This is a genomic window from Paenibacillus cucumis (ex Kampfer et al. 2016) (assembly GCF_019748695.1).
Lineage (GTDB): Bacteria > Bacillota > Bacilli > Paenibacillales > Paenibacillaceae > Paenibacillus > Paenibacillus polysaccharolyticus.
In genome coordinates, this window is sequence record NZ_JACLIC010000025.1 from 22761 (window position 1) to 37515 (window position 14755).

Consider the following 14755-nt stretch of genomic DNA (forward strand, 5'->3'; position numbering starts at 1 on the left):
CACTCTGGAGTACTTGGGTAATGCCAAGCGGATGGGCAAACGATAACTTGCTGAAAGTGGTATGGATCGCTATTTCTTGAACATATGAATGTTCGGAGAGGTTGTCCATGCAATTTGGGTGGTACCACGGTTATTCTAATCGTCCCTGTGTCTGTGAAGACAAGGCGGCGATTTTTTTGTGTCCAAAAATGCCCGTAGCTGTGTGAATTCGTAGCAAAACGTAAGTCATGCCTGAATTTTGATGATGAAAAGGGGTTATTACAATGAACATTATTGACGAACTACAGTGGCGCGACGCCATTAATCAACAAACGGATGCGGAAGGGCTACGTGAACTGACGGAGACCAAAGCGATCTCCCTGTACTGCGGTGTAGACCCGACAGGTGACAGTATGCATATCGGACACTTGATTCCGTTTATGATGCTGAAACGTTTCCAATTGGCAGGGCACCGTCCGGTAATTCTTATAGGCGGCGCAACGGGTACGATTGGTGACCCGAGTGGTCGTCAGTCCGAACGTTCTTTGCAGACGTTGGAGCAAGTGCAAGAGAATGTGGACGCGTTAACGGCACAGATGAAAAAGTTGTTTGTTACCGAAGGCGACAATCAGGTTCGCATGGTTAACAACTATGACTGGACACATAAGATTAACGTTATCGAGTTCCTGCGTGACTACGGGAAAAACTTTAACCTGAACACCATGCTGGCAAAAGATGTCGTAGCAAGCCGTCTTGAAGGCGGAATTTCATTCACGGAATTCTCTTACCAGATTCTGCAATCACTAGATTACCTTCACCTGTTCCAGACGGAGGATGTACAACTACAGATTGGTGGATCTGACCAATGGGGTAATATTACGAGCGGTCTGGATCTGATTCGTAAAAAAGAAGGCTCAGAATCGAAAGCTTACGGCTTGACCATCCCACTGATGCTGAAGTCGGACGGTACAAAGTTTGGTAAAACAGCTGGTGGTGCGATCTGGCTTGATCCGAATAAAACGACACCGTTTGAATTCTACCAATTCTGGGCGAATACAGATGACCGGGATGTGATTAAATACTTGAAATACTTCACATTCCTGAGCAAAGAAGAAATCGAAGCCTTGGCTGAGAAAGTTGAAACAGAGCCGCATAAACGTGAAGCACAGAAAGCCTTAGCAGAGGAAATGACCAAGTTCGTTCACGGCGAAGAGATGCTGGAGCAGGCAAAACGTATTACAGCAGCTTTGTTCAGCGGAGATATTCGTTCCCTGACAGCAGATGAGATCGAGCAGGGTTTCAAGGAAATGCCAACATACGAAACAGACGGTGAAGCTAAAAATATTGTAGACTGGCTTGTTGATCTTGGTTTGGAGCCTTCCAAACGCCAAGCTCGTGAGGATGTGACCAAGGGAGCCATCTCTATAAACGGCGAAAAAATAACCGAGCTTGAATTTACGGTATCTGCAGAGCACGCGATTGGCGGTAAATTTATCATCATCCGTAAAGGTAAAAAGAACTACAGCCTGGTTAAGCTTCAAGCATAGTTATTTGCAAATCAAGCAACCAAAAAGACCGTCTCCCATGCTGTCAGATGACAGAGGGTAGACGGTCTTTTGTATAACAAGCTAGAAGCTAGCCATATTTTAATGTTGATTGACAATCGCAGTGATCTCTTCATCCAGATCCAAGGTAACATCTTCACGATACGCACGAATGTTATACTCGCTGTGCAAGTAGCGAAGAATTGCTTCGATCATGTTGGATTCTACCAGGAACTGACTGCGGCCTTGAATCCAGACTTCTGCGGAATAACCTGTATCTTCTTCCCAGCTTAACTCCACATTTACGTCCGTAGGACGCACACCTTTACGCTCTGCCATGTGAATGCAAATTGCATTCACAATCTCATCCATACTTAGAACCATAGAGCTTAGTACCGTCCGTTTCTGTTACGATCATCATCACGATCGTCACGGCGGTCATAACGACCATCCGCAGCAGGCTTACGGCGATTTGTAATGGCTCTGAACAATGCCATAGCCAGCATAACAATCAACATAATTGCTGCTACGTTCACGAGCAATCCAAGAATGTTACCCAGTGCTCCCATACCGCCAAACAGTCCGCCGAACAACATACCGGCCAAACCACCCAGCATCATACCTTTCATGAAGCCGCCGCCACCGCCAAAGAATCCACCACGGTTATTTGCCGCTGCGCCAGTATTGGAATTGTTACGGGAATTGGACTGACTTACGTTATTGTCTGATTTCTTAGGGGTATTCGTGTAACTCTTCGTACCGGATTTGAACCCACCGCCGCCTCGTCTTGCATCAGCACTGTCCGGATTCGTAACACCAACCGTTGCGAACAGTAGTGTGAATGCCATGAAAACCATCATTAGATGTTTAATTCCGAATTTTTTCTTCATTGTATAGATCGTAACCCCCTGAATAAATTTGTTTAACTCCCCAAAATGGGCCTTACTCTAGTAATACGGGTCAACCTGCTGGAACGTTTCAAAATTAATTTAAATTTCTGAAATACTTGGACTCGGGTCTTGAATAGCCGCTTGACCATCGAGAAGCTGGGTGACCCAATGACACCATTCCAACCCCGTCTGGGCATGCATTAACCCTTTTTGCACCAAAATGTAACTTCCAAAATCCCGGTTGCCTACCCGAAGATTATCCTGCGGTATCCGTGATTTCAATTCTTCGAAATACCGTATACGTTCCATGAACCAGCTTTTCCGCTCATTCAGGATACGTCTCATGCTTCCATCTTCGGCAATACCTACACAAAGAATGCGAAGATTAAATTCATCGCGCGTAACGGGCGCCGTAACCGGAGTAATCATCCACTCCAGTAACTTCTGAATGCCTTTTTCCGTAACTGCATACATTTTTTTGTCCGGTTTGTCAGACTGTTGTACCCAGCGGGAGGCGAGTAACTCATCGTTTTCCATCTTGGACAGGAGCGGGTAGATCTGGCTGTGTTTGGCCTGCCAATGCGGCTGAATCTTCAGCATCAGATCATAACCGGAAGACTCCTCGCGGGTAAGCAGCCCGAGTAATCCGTAGGAAAGTATGTTCATGCACATGTCTCCTTAATATTAGGGCTGGGCCAACGAAACAACCCTTGTTTTGTTTCGTTGACCGCTTTCATAAAAGTGTACACTGAAACTGTATGGTTTGACAACCTGACAGGATAACTGCCTTAATTTAGACAAAAAAAAGTACGAACCAAGAAGGTCCGCACTCCAAACCATTTAGAGAGATGCCTGTTGTCCATACCCGTCAGCGACAAGATCAAGCTCGCCTGTGGCAGAGTCAATCACCATACCGTGAACAGGTACATTGGGAGGAAGTAATGGATGCTTTTTAATCACGTCCACAGTTCCTTTTACCCCTTCTTCAACACTATCAAACCCGCGCAGCCATTTTTGCAGACGAATGCCGGAATTTTCAAGCGTAGACATGACCTCTTCGGAAATTCCACGTTCTGTCATGTGACCAATCATTGTTTCGGCATGCAGGGAAGCCATACCACATTCTGTATGACCTACCACGAGCACCTCATCGGCGCCCAATTCATAGATAGCAACCAATACAGAACGCATAACACTACCAAAAGGTTGGGAGATAATTGCACCTGCATTTTTGATGATTTTTACATCGCCATTTTTCAGGTTCATCGCTTTCGGCAACATCTCTACAAGACGGGTATCCATACAAGTGATGATGACCATCTTTTTGGTTGGAAACTTGCTAGCCGTATACTTCTCGTATTCTTTAGTCTCGACAAATGATTTGTTGTAAGCCAAAATCTCTTGAATGTTGTTCATGTCCATTGCCTCCTGTTATCCAATACGACGAGCACGGCCATTTGCATGAGATGCAGCTTGTCCTACACGCCTTTGATTAATTAGAGCACCGCAGTCAGTAGACCGCGCTATCCCTATTTTAGAAGCATAATGCATTATACTTCTGTCAAAAGTTGATTATACGCAATGCAAAAAGTATCATCAATAGGGTGTACAAATTTTTTTTGAAGAGGTGAACGGTAACCATGGACAAACAAACACAGCAACATTTGCAATCTTTCCTTATTCTGGCCCGTAAAATAAAAAGTTATCACGAAGCCATTGGTTTGCTTCACTGGGATTTACGCACAGGAGCACCGAAAAAAGGCGTTCCAACTCGCTCGGAGACGTTGGGCTTGCTCTCTACTGAGGCATTCAAACTGCAAACCTCCGCTGAGATGAAAGCTTATCTAGATACGTTGACTGAGCCGGATGTGCTGGAGCAACTCGAAGACACCGACCGCCGCCAAGTGGAGGAGTGCAAGAAGGAATATGATCGCAGTCAGTCGGTTCCACCTGAGAAAGTTCAAGCCTACACCGTACTTACTGCCAAATCGGAGACGGCTTGGGAAGATGCCAAACATAACAGTGACTATGCCGGATTCTCACCATATCTCACCGACATCGTGAAACTTAAACAGGAGTTTATTGACTATTGGGGTGTCAAGGATACAAGGTATGATACACTACTGGACATGTACGAACCCGGATTGACTGTGGAAAAGGTAGATGCTGTATTCGCCCGCCTCAAAGCGCGTCTCGTTCCACTACAAGAGAAAATCAATGCGGCTGAGAATAAGCCTAATACTGATTTTCTGAATCAAATTTTTGACACCAAACAGCAGGAGAAGTTCAGTCTGTTTATTCTGGAACAGATGGGATATGACTTTGAAGCAGGCCGTCTTGACGAAAGTGTGCATCCATTTGCTACAGGTTTGAATCCCGGTGACGTTCGAATAACGACTAACTATTTACAGGATGATGTAACCAGTGCGATCTTTAGTTCTCTGCACGAAGGCGGGCACGCACTATATGAGCAAAATATTGATGAGAGTCTTGCCGGTACGCTTCTTGCCGAAGGCACATCGATGGGTATTCACGAGTCTCAGTCTCGTCTTTGGGAAAATATGATCGGACGCAGTCTGCCTTTCTGGACACGTTATTATAAAGATCTACAGCAACATTTCCCGCAACTGAGCGAAGTGAAGCTGGAAGATTTCTACCGTGCAATAAACCGGGTGGAGAGTTCTCTAATCCGGATTGAAGCAGACGAGTTGACTTACAATCTGCATATCATTATTCGATATGAGATTGAGAAAATGCTTTATAATGAAGGGTTGGAAGTGAAGGATCTGCCAGAAACATGGAATAAAAAATACAAGGAATACCTCGGAATTCTGCCAACGAACGATGGTGAGGGTGTGCTTCAGGATGTACACTGGTCCGGTGGAGATTTCGGTTATTTTGCTTCTTATTCTTTAGGCAATATGTATGCTGCACAGATTATGCATACGTTACGTCGGGAGATGCCGGAGCTGGATCGTCTGATTGAAGAAGGGAATCTGATTCCAATCAAAGAGTGGCTTACAGACAAGATTTATCGCTACGGTAAGAGCCGCACCCCTTCCGAACTCATAGTTGCAGTGACAGGTGAAGAACTGAATCCGGATTATTTGGCAGACTATTTGGAAGCCAAGTATGCTGAGATTTATAAATTATAAAGCGTCTGAATGAAGGTCAGCCAGAAAATTCTGGTTGACCTTTTTTTGTGTGCAAGTTCTTAACCTTTTACTGGGCCTCGGCATATTCATAGTAAAGAGAAACTGCTGAACTCAGAAAAGGAGGGAAATCGAATGAAATATACGCCATGGTTTGTCCGGGGGATTGTAATTTTGTTGATTCTCATTGTAGCGCTGACGAGCTGCAATAAGGAAGAGAATGAAGCCAAGATTACGATTGGTGAAGTGACTCGTTCTGTATTTTACGCACCGGAATATGTAGCCGCGGCTCAAGGTTTTTTTGCAGAAGAAGGGCTTGAAGTGGATATCCAAACAACGGCTGGTGGAGATAAAACGATGGCGGCATTGCTCGCAGGTTCGGTAGATATTGCACTGGTGGGTGCAGAAACGTCCATCTATGTCTATCAACAGGGGGCAGAAGACCCGGTCATTAACTTTGCTCAGCTCACGCAGACCGACGGAACGTTTTTATTCGCACGAAATGCACAGGACAGCTTTGATTGGGAACAATTGAGGCAAAGTGTATTTCTCGGACAGCGCAAGGGTGGCATGCCGCAAATGGCCGGGGAGTTTGTTTTAAACAAACATGGCATTAACCCGTCAAGTGATCTGGAATTGATTCAGAATGTGGATTTCGCGAATATTGCTTCTGCCTTTGCTTCAGGCACAGGGGATTATGTACAGCTATTTGAACCGCAGGCATCGATCTTTGAACAGGAGGGTCGAGGTAAAGTGGTGGCATCGTTCGGAACGGAAAGCGGGCATCTGCCTTATACGGTTTTTATGACCAAACAAAGTTATTTGAACAAAAACAAAGAACTTGTACAAAAATTCACGAATGCATTGCACAAGGCTCAACTTTGGGTAGATTCTCATACAGCGGAGGAGATTGCACAAGTAATCACCCCGTTTTTCAAAGACATTGATCCTGCCATTCTGACCAGCAGCGTAAGCCGGTATAAGGAACAAGGCACGTATGCCACAGATCCGATCATTGATGGCGATGAGTGGAACAATCTGCTGAATGTCATGAGCGCTGCCGGAGAATTAAAAGAGCGGGTTGAATTGAACACCATTGTTGATCCGTCTTTTGCAGAACAGGCGCTCCAGGGAAGGAAGTGAGGAGCAATGCCTAATTCCGGGAACGTGATTCGACTGGACAATATTTCTCAAGTGTATGTCAGTGAACGCGAAGCATCACTCGTCATCGAGGATTTGAATCTGGAGATCAAACAAGGAGAGTTCGTCAGTCTGGTGGGACCGAGTGGTTGCGGAAAAACAACGTTATTGTCGATCATCGCCGGACTGCTAAAACCGACCCGGGGAAAGGTTGAAGTCGAAGGCAAGCATGTTCAAGGTCCCTCTGCCAATATGGGTTATATGTTGCAACAGGACTATCTGTTCCCCTGGCGGACGATTCTGGATAATGCACTGATCGGGCTTGAGTTGACAGGAAATCTGGACGCACAGAGCAGAGAGCGTACCCGTGAACTTCTCGTTAGTATGGGACTTGGCGGGACAGAAGAGCAGTACCCCTCTGAATTGTCGGGTGGCATGAGGCAACGGGTAGCCCTCGTTCGAACATTGGCCACAGACCCTGCGATACTCTTGCTTGATGAGCCGTTCTCGGCCTTGGATTATCAAACCAAACTACAACTGGAAGATCTTGTATCGGATACGTTAAAACAGTATGGCAAAACTTCCGTGCTGGTCACACACGATTTGTCTGAAGCTATTGCAGTCAGCGACCGGGTCATCGTACTTGACCGCAACCCCGGACGCATTCGGCGTGAATTCGATATTCCTGAACAGATTCGGCTGGCACAGCCTTTCCATGCAAGGGAGCTGGCAGGCTTTAATGAGTTGTTCCAGTCACTCTGGGATGAACTTGTTCAGTCTGGAGGAGGTGAGAAAGATACGTGAGTCAGAAAATTCCAGATCAAGGAAAGCAGGAAGTACGTGAAATTTGGCTGGAAGAACTCCATCGTGACCATCATCGTAGGATGGTTAGATGGCGGCAACATATTTTTGCGGTTCAGCTGTCCATGTTAGTCGCTATGTTTTTACTCTGGGAGCTGGCGGGCAGATTACGGTGGATTGATGTATTGCTCTTCAGTTATCCGAGTAAAATCTTTGCTCAGATTGGCAAGGATGTCGTCAGCGGCGAAATATGGGCACATGTCGGGGTAACCGTAGGTGAAACGGTCGTTGGATTTTTACTGGGGACACTTGTCGGAACGTTGCTTGCTGTTCTGATCTGGTGGTCTCCTTTTTTGTCCAAAGTGCTCGATCCTTATATGGTTGTGTTCAACAGCATGCCTAAGGTCGCGCTCGGTCCGATTTTTATCGTTATGTTCGGGGCAGGATTTACAGCCATTGTGATGACAACCCTCTCTATTACGGTCATCATTACAACGCTCGTTGTGTACAACAGCTTTAATGAAGTGGATCCCAATTATGTGAAGGTTATTCGCACGTTTGGCGGTGAACGATCTGAAATTTTTGCCAAAGTTGTGTTTCCTGCTTCATTCCCCACAATTGTATCTACGTTAAAAGTCAATGTGGGTATGGCCTGGGTTGGGGTCATCGTCGGTGAGTTTCTGGTCGCCAAACAGGGTCTGGGATATTTAATCATCTACGGATTCCAGGTGTTCAACTTCACACTTGTGTTATCAAGCCTGCTCATTATTGCAGTCGTAGCTACCGCGATGTATCAACTGGTTGTATATGCAGAACGCAAGTTACTATCGTCTGGTCGCAGATCATAGCTCAAAAATGAAAAGTGACTGACAGAGCCATTTTACAAGTATTCATCATATGTATACAATTTCACAAGAGGTGTCACGTTGCCCCCAATTGTAAAATCAAGTAGGATATTTGATGGAAGGAAAACCTTCATGCCGGGCAGAAACACATGGGATGAGTATAGGTCGGTTACAGGTTTAGACTCTTTCGGTTATCGCAATTGAAAGGGCAGTGTTTCTTCTTCGTGGCATGTTTCTGTGACCGGCATGTGTTGTGCATGCCGGTTGATGTCGTCTAGTTTGTAACCGGTTGAGTCATACTAAACAGGGGACATATGGGCCGCGAACTTTTGTACAGCTTAGAGGAGATGGAATGTTAAATGGGGTTTAGAGTCATTAAAACGGCAATCGCAGCGCTGATGGCTGTACTGATAGCGGACTGGTGCCGCCTGCCAGGACCAACATCAGCAGGCTTGCTTGCGATTCTGGGTGTGGATGTTACACGAAAAAGGAGTATTCGAACGATATCGGCACGTTTTTTTGCATCCGTGGTTGGTCTTTTGTTTGCAAGTGTACTTTTTCACTTTCTCGGCTTCCATTATTGGGTGCTCGGCGTATACATACTCACGGCTTTTCCGGTGATTGTTCGGGTGGGCTTTAAGGAAGGTATTGTGACAGGTTCAGTCGTGGTGTTTCGGGTATTTAGTGGTGGAGAGATGGATGTGCATGTCATTCTTGTACAGATTGCGCTGCTCTTGATTGGCCTTGGTTCAGCGATGGTCGTGAATCTGGCGTATATGCCTGCGGCTGATCCACAGATGTTCCGGATACGCAAACGGATCGACGAATTGTTCTCGAAAATTTTCCGGGAGTTCGCCACAACTTTGCGTAACCCCAATGAAGTATGGGCGGGCAAAGAATTAATTGAAGCGGATAAAGCCGTACTCGGCGGAATTGAAGCGGCCAAACGTTCACTGGAGAATCAGGTCATTCATCCAAATGAAGGCTGGAGCGTATACTTTTATATGCGTAAAACCCAGCTGGATTCCATACAGCACATGATGCATCTTGTATCCCAGGTCTATCAGAAAATGCCTCATGCCGAGATGGTAGCGGAGCTGTTCGATCAGCTCAGTCAGGACGTGTTGACCGAATCGTACACGGGACGAACGGAAAAGTTGCTTGCTGATGTGCAGGAAGAATTCAGACAAATGGAGTTGCCGGATACAAGGGAAGAATTCGAGATGCGTTCCGCTATTCTCCAGCTGTGCCGGGAGCTCTCCATGTATCTGAAAATCGCCAAGAAGGACAAAGCGCCTTCTCCAATCTCAGACCGCTCGCAATCTGTAAACGAATCATAGAAAATAGTTGTCACCCTAGACGGATGTCCTGCATACACTTGTAGTGAATGATTGTATGGAGGAGGTTTAAAGATGTCATTGAGTCATAAACATCAATGTAGAGAGATTATCACGAAGGCGATCTGCGGCAAAGGTCGTAAGTTCTCTACCGTAACACATACCGTGACTCCGCCCAATGGTCCGACCAGCATTTTGGGGGCTTGGATTATCAACCACCAGTATGAAGCCGTATCAGCGGGGGACGGGATTGAAGTTATTGGTACTTACGATATCAACATTTGGTATTCCTACGACAAAAATTCACAGACAGATGTAGCTAAAGAAACGGTATCGTATGTAGAACATGTACCTTTGTCCTATCTAGACCCGAAACACCGGACTTCCACTGTAGAGGTATCTGCGGATGCAACGCAGGAGCCTAGCTGTGTGGAAGCCACAGTGTCCTCGGGGGGCGGCAGCGTAATTATCCGGGTTGAGCGGGAATTCGCTGTAGAGCTTGTGGCTGAAACGAAAGTCTGTGTCAAGGTATGCACGGATGGCTGCGGTGATTACGAAGACAAGGATTATGACTATGGCAGCGCGGATGGAGACTATGATGATCTCGATCCAGACCTGCTGGATGATGAGTTGTAAATCGCTCATTCGAAAAGGGAAAGTGAATGTTCATAACCTAAGGTATCATATGCACCATAAGGTGCGGCGAAGAGGGCGTAAGCCCTCTTTCTTTCATAAAGTACAAAAAATGGGTTGTGACGAGCCTGATTATGTGCCTGAAGAGTTTAACGGGAAGGCTCCGCAGCTGCGGGGTCTTTTTTTGATAAGCAAGAACATGGCGAAGGGAGGGACGGAATGGACTTCATGGAAGAAGCCGAAAAGGGTGTTCAAGCTTATACACGTCTGGGCGCTGGCGAACGGATAACGCGTTTAAAACAGGCAGGGATCGAAGTGCTGTCCATGAGTGAGCAACGTAAGCGGGAAGCTGGACTCCGTGTGCGGTATGATGTGCATATCAGCTGCCTTCAGGCCATTCGGATTATACGCAGAGACACGAGCGGAATGGGAGCGAGACAGGAAAGCGAACTGGACCGTGAAGCGTCATCATCTGTTTATAAACGGGTAGAGCGCCTTGCGATCAAGACGTTGTATACATTAGGTCTAGATCATGGGGCTGTCCGTTTGGAAGCTTCGGGTAATGGCGGGTGTGCAGTCATTTCGGTTAATCCCGACCCGTGGAAAGGTGTAACAGACCTTGCTCTGCTTTATAGGGAAAGCTGGCAGCAACATCAGACGTTATTGAACCAGGAGCGGCAGGAGAACCTGGTTCCTGTGCTCGGCATGGACCCTGAGTTTCTACTGGTGCAGATGCCTGAGTCCAAAATTGTACCTGCTTCTCGTTTTCTCGAACGCACGGGTATCGCAGGCTGTGATTCAGTAACGATTGGTGGCAGACGGGTGTACCCCGTTGCCGAGCTTCGTCCAGCTCCGAGTGCAGAACCGCGTGAGTTGTTGTCGCATTTATTGCGAGCCTTTGCGGTTGCCTCACGCAGCATAAGTGACTCCTCTTTGATCTGGCAGGCAGGTGGAATGCCGCAACGAGGATTGCCGCTAGGTGGCCACATTCATTTTAGTCGCTTGCATCTAACGGGGGGATTACTCCGTGCTCTGGATAATTATTTGGCACTACCACTGGCAGTGTTGCAAGATCCACGCGGATCAGGAAGAAGACCAAGGTACGGAACGTTAGGTGACTTTCGTCTGAAAGCCTATGGTGGATTCGAATATCGGACACTGCCGAGTTTTCTTGTTTCGCCGGTTGTTGCTAAAGGGGTTGTTGCTCTTGCAGGTCTGATTGCATGCCACTACGATCTGTTAAAACAGCGTCCTTTAGCAGAGGAGAAGGTTCATTCCGCGTTTTACGAAGGACAGCGTCATGTCATGATGACCTGTATCCCGTCACTGATGGACGATCTGAAACAGTTACCCGGATACGCTAGGTATGAACGATATGCTGCGCCTCTCATGAGGCAATTCAAACGGGGGCATACCTGGGATGAGAGCCGGGATATTCGTAAACTTTGGAATATTCGGGCAGGCTCATGAAGAAGCGTCATTTTTTTGTTATAATGAAATATAGGACTTTTAATACGTTAAGATACGGAAGATATGAAGCAGTAAGCCCATGAAGGAACAGGCGGATAGCCGAACATAAGGCGGAGGTGCGCGATCTTGGTGCCTGACCGCCTTATTGCCTTCCAGGGAACTTTCTTCCTGAAATCATAGGAACGGATGGTGGATCGATATCATGGCTCAGTACACGCCAATGATTCAACAATATTTGCAAGTGAAATCCGAAGCACAGGATGCATTTCTTTTTTTCAGATTAGGTGATTTCTACGAAATGTTCTTCGATGACGCAATCAATGCTGCAAGAGAACTGGAGATCACGTTAACAGCACGCAACGGAGGCACAGACGACAAAATTCCGATGTGTGGCGTGCCCTATCATTCGGCGGAAAATTACATACAGCGTCTGATTGAGAAAGGGTATAAAGTAGCTATCTGCGAGCAGATGGAAGATCCGACAGTAACCAAAGGCATGGTACGCCGCGAGATTGTTCGTGTCGTTACACCCGGAACGGTGATGGAAGGAAAGACGCTGGGGGACAAGTCTAACAACTACATGGTATGTCTAACCGGTAACCAAAACACGCTCGCTCTTGCTGCCTGTGACCTCTCTACAGGAGAACTGTACGTCACATCAGTTCCATACTCCAAGGAGTGGCTTAAGGACGAAATTGGCATCTATGAGCCGTCTGAACTTGTTGGAGATGAAGCCCTGCTGGAGCTCGTAGAATCCGAATCATCTCCAATCGGCCGTCCGGTAGTCTATACCGCATGGACTAAAAGCAAGGAAAACCTCGTGCGTCAGCAGTTTGGCGAGTCGGTATGGGCAAGGCTGGAGCCGGAGCGTCAAGCATGTGTAGCACGTCTTTTCTCGTATCTAAGTGAAACGCAGAAGCGCTCGCTCGGACAATTGACACAAATCTCTACGTATGAGCCGGATCATTATATGATTCTTGATCCGTTTACACGCCGTAATCTGGAGCTTGTAGAAACGGTGCGAGAACGTTCGAAGAAAGGCTCTCTGCTGTGGTTGCTGGATCGCACGGAGACGTCCATGGGCGCCCGCATGATGCGGCGCTGGGTGGATAAACCTCTTTTGCAAAAAGGAAAGATCAATGAAAGACTGGAAGCAGTAGATACCTTGTATAACCAGTTTATTCTTCGTGAGGATCTGCGAGCTGAGCTGAAAGACATCTATGACTTGGAACGTCTGGTGGGACGAATTGCTTTTGGGAATGCGAATGGTCGTGACCTGAACGCGCTCAAATCGTCACTGGACAAAATTCCGAGTCTGCGCCACCACTGCGCGGCATCTTCGTCTGTAACGCTCCAGCATATCGCTGAAATGATGGATGATTGCGCTGATTTGCGTGATGCGATTGGACAGGCTATCGTGGATGAACCGCCCGTGTCGGTTAAAGATGGGGGCTTGATCCGCGAAGGATACCACGCCCGTCTGGATGAGCTTCGGGAAGCTTCGGTGAATGGTAAACAGTGGATTGCCGAGCTGGAAGCAAGAGAACGTGAAGCAACGGGCATCCGCTCGCTGAAAATCGGGTACAACAAGGTGTTCGGTTATTATATTGAAATCACTAAATCGAATCTTGCTTCACTTCCTGAAGGACGGTATGAGCGTAAACAAACACTTGCGAACGCTGAACGATATATTACACCTGAACTGAAAGAGAAGGAGACACTCATTCTTGAAGCTCAGGACAAAATGGTCGATATCGAGTACGGTCTGTTTGCAGAGCTACGTGAACGTCTTAATCAAGAGATTGCACGTCTACAGAAGCTTGCTGAGCAAGTGGCTGAAATTGACGTATATCAATCGTTTGCAGTGATTAGTGCAGAGCGTAACTTTGTGCGTCCCGTATTGACGGATGGATATAATCTGGTCGTCGAGCAAGGACGGCATCCGGTCGTGGAGGCCGTCATGCGTGATGGGGCGTTTATTGCAAACCATACTGCGATGACTGAGGAGGAGGCACGTATTCTGCTGATTACCGGACCGAATATGGCTGGTAAAAGTACGTACATGAGACAAGTTGCACTCATCTCGATTCTGGCGCAGATTGGTTGTTTTGTCCCTGCTGGTCAAGCTGAAGTTCCGATCATGGATCGTATCTTCACACGGATCGGTGCTGCCGATGATCTGATCGGTGGTCAGAGTACGTTTATGGTGGAGATGGCTGATATTCAGGTCATGACCGAAAAAGCAACGCCGCGCAGTCTCATCATCATCGATGAGTTGGGCCGAGGGACTTCCACCAGTGAAGGCATGGCGATAGCACAATCGGTCATTGAATATGTACATGACGTGATCGGCTGTAAAGCTCTTGTATCCACCCACTTTCATGAGCTGGCTCATCTGGAGGAAAGTCTGGACAAGCTGGCAAATTATTCGATGGCAGTTCAGGAGAGCGGTGACAAAGTAAACTTCCTGCGCAAGTTGATTGCGGGTGCGGCAAGTAGCAGTTACGGCATTTATTGTGCAAGGCTTGCGGGTCTCCCTGATAGCATTATTGAGCGTGCTAATGGACTACTGCATGGTTTCGAACAAGCAGCCTCACAGGTAGCGGTTGGCAGTGAGTTTGTGAGTGAGAACAGAGCGTCATCCGAACAGTTGGCAAAGGTGCAAGCGGCGACTCGTTTGGAGTCATCGAACGTTGCGGAGGAGCCGTTCATTCGGGAGGAAAGCCCGAAGAATCTATCCAAACAGGGACAGCAGGAGGTTGTACAGCTGTCGATCTTCGACGACGAGCAGTCAGCAACTGTGCAACCTACAAAAACAGTTATAGTTGAAGATAAACCTGCACGCGAACTGATCCGTCATATGAAAGAAATTGATGTGATGAACATGACGCCTTTGCAGGCGATGCAAATCTTGAATGAACTTAAATTAAAGGCACAGCAATTATCCTGATTAACCGGGAGGAG

At 47.1% G+C, this 14755-nt stretch carries 13 protein-coding genes and 1 other annotated feature (1 of these 14 running past the window's edge); of the genes, 9 read left to right on the top strand and 4 right to left on the bottom strand.

The window, feature by feature from the left end; all coding sequences use genetic code 11:
- Positions 1–150, top strand: a binding site (T-box leader); it begins 93 nt to the left of the window's first position.
- 113 nt (positions 151–263) lie between these two features.
- Positions 264–1526: a tyrosine--tRNA ligase gene (gene tyrS / locus H7T88_RS16365; RefSeq protein WP_090916859.1), complete on the top strand. Its 1263-nt coding sequence runs from the start codon at positions 264–266 to the stop codon at positions 1524–1526.
- A 99-nt stretch (positions 1527–1625) separates the two neighbouring features.
- On the opposite strand, the gene H7T88_RS16370 is transcribed toward tyrS, so the two are convergent.
- From H7T88_RS16370 to H7T88_RS16385, 4 genes are all read right to left on the bottom strand, one after another.
- Entirely contained in the window at positions 1626–1907 is a 282-nt protein-coding gene (locus H7T88_RS16370) for a YxcD family protein (RefSeq protein ID WP_090916857.1), read from the bottom strand.
- Between the two features lie 5 nt (positions 1908–1912).
- A complete protein-coding gene (locus H7T88_RS16375) occupies positions 1913–2413 on the bottom strand; it encodes a hypothetical protein (protein ID WP_090916855.1) in 501 nt (166 codons plus the stop codon).
- Between the two features lie 99 nt (positions 2414–2512).
- Positions 2513–3079: a PadR family transcriptional regulator gene (locus tag H7T88_RS16380; protein ID WP_154957481.1), complete on the bottom strand. Its 567-nt coding sequence runs from the start codon at positions 3077–3079 to the stop codon at positions 2513–2515.
- Between the two features lie 174 nt (positions 3080–3253).
- The gene (locus H7T88_RS16385; RefSeq protein WP_090916851.1) at positions 3254–3829 is read right to left on the bottom strand and encodes a beta-class carbonic anhydrase; all 576 of its coding nucleotides are present in this window, start codon (positions 3827–3829) and stop codon (positions 3254–3256) included.
- Between the two features lie 224 nt (positions 3830–4053).
- Between H7T88_RS16385 and H7T88_RS16390 the strand changes: the two genes are divergently transcribed.
- From H7T88_RS16390 to mutS, 8 genes are all read left to right on the top strand, one after another.
- A complete protein-coding gene (locus H7T88_RS16390; protein WP_154957480.1) occupies positions 4054–5568 on the top strand; it encodes a carboxypeptidase M32 in 1515 nt (504 codons plus the stop codon).
- A 132-nt stretch (positions 5569–5700) separates the two neighbouring features.
- A complete protein-coding gene (locus tag H7T88_RS16395) occupies positions 5701–6708 on the top strand; it encodes an ABC transporter substrate-binding protein (RefSeq protein WP_221789372.1) in 1008 nt (335 codons plus the stop codon).
- A gap of 6 nt (positions 6709–6714) precedes the next feature.
- A complete protein-coding gene (locus tag H7T88_RS16400; RefSeq protein ID WP_221789374.1) occupies positions 6715–7509 on the top strand; it encodes an ABC transporter ATP-binding protein in 795 nt (264 codons plus the stop codon).
- Positions 7510–7589: 80 nt separating this feature from the next.
- Positions 7590–8354 carry an ABC transporter permease gene (locus tag H7T88_RS16405; RefSeq protein ID WP_090917310.1) on the top strand — a complete coding sequence of 255 codons (765 nt, stop codon included), beginning with the start codon at positions 7590–7592 and terminating at the stop codon, positions 8352–8354.
- Between the two features lie 356 nt (positions 8355–8710).
- Positions 8711–9691 carry an aromatic acid exporter family protein gene (locus H7T88_RS16410; RefSeq protein WP_090916842.1) on the top strand — a complete coding sequence of 327 codons (981 nt, stop codon included), beginning with the start codon at positions 8711–8713 and terminating at the stop codon, positions 9689–9691.
- 72 nt (positions 9692–9763) lie between these two features.
- Positions 9764–10324 (top strand): outer spore coat protein CotE, encoded by a 561-nt coding sequence (gene cotE / locus H7T88_RS16415; RefSeq protein WP_090916840.1) that lies wholly within the window; start codon positions 9764–9766, stop codon positions 10322–10324.
- A 216-nt stretch (positions 10325–10540) separates the two neighbouring features.
- Positions 10541–11791: a putative amidoligase domain-containing protein gene (locus tag H7T88_RS16420; protein WP_253493829.1), complete on the top strand. Its 1251-nt coding sequence runs from the start codon at positions 10541–10543 to the stop codon at positions 11789–11791.
- A 202-nt stretch (positions 11792–11993) separates the two neighbouring features.
- The gene (gene mutS, locus H7T88_RS16425) at positions 11994–14741 is read left to right on the top strand and encodes a DNA mismatch repair protein MutS (RefSeq protein ID WP_221789375.1); all 2748 of its coding nucleotides are present in this window, start codon (positions 11994–11996) and stop codon (positions 14739–14741) included.
- Positions 14742–14755 lie beyond the last annotated feature (14 nt).

Coding starts and splice junctions, on each gene's coding strand:
- cotE (WP_090916840.1), top strand. CDS start 9,764: ATGTCATTGAGTCATAAACATCAATGTAGAGAGATTATCACGAAGGCG.
- H7T88_RS16420 (WP_253493829.1), top strand. CDS start 10,541: ATGGACTTCATGGAAGAAGCCGAAAAGGGTGTTCAAGCTTATACACGT.
- H7T88_RS16400 (WP_221789374.1), top strand. CDS start 6,715: ATGCCTAATTCCGGGAACGTGATTCGACTGGACAATATTTCTCAAGTG.
- H7T88_RS16370 (WP_090916857.1), bottom strand. CDS start 1,907: ATGGTTCTAAGTATGGATGAGATTGTGAATGCAATTTGCATTCACATG.
- tyrS (WP_090916859.1), top strand. CDS start 264: ATGAACATTATTGACGAACTACAGTGGCGCGACGCCATTAATCAACAA.
- H7T88_RS16390 (WP_154957480.1), top strand. CDS start 4,054: ATGGACAAACAAACACAGCAACATTTGCAATCTTTCCTTATTCTGGCC.
- H7T88_RS16410 (WP_090916842.1), top strand. CDS start 8,711: ATGGGGTTTAGAGTCATTAAAACGGCAATCGCAGCGCTGATGGCTGTA.
- H7T88_RS16405 (WP_090917310.1), top strand. CDS start 7,590: ATGGTTAGATGGCGGCAACATATTTTTGCGGTTCAGCTGTCCATGTTA.
- H7T88_RS16375 (WP_090916855.1), bottom strand. CDS start 2,413: ATGAAGAAAAAATTCGGAATTAAACATCTAATGATGGTTTTCATGGCA.
- mutS (WP_221789375.1), top strand. CDS start 11,994: ATGGCTCAGTACACGCCAATGATTCAACAATATTTGCAAGTGAAATCC.
- H7T88_RS16395 (WP_221789372.1), top strand. CDS start 5,701: ATGAAATATACGCCATGGTTTGTCCGGGGGATTGTAATTTTGTTGATT.
- H7T88_RS16385 (WP_090916851.1), bottom strand. CDS start 3,829: ATGAACAACATTCAAGAGATTTTGGCTTACAACAAATCATTTGTCGAG.
- H7T88_RS16380 (WP_154957481.1), bottom strand. CDS start 3,079: ATGAACATACTTTCCTACGGATTACTCGGGCTGCTTACCCGCGAGGAG.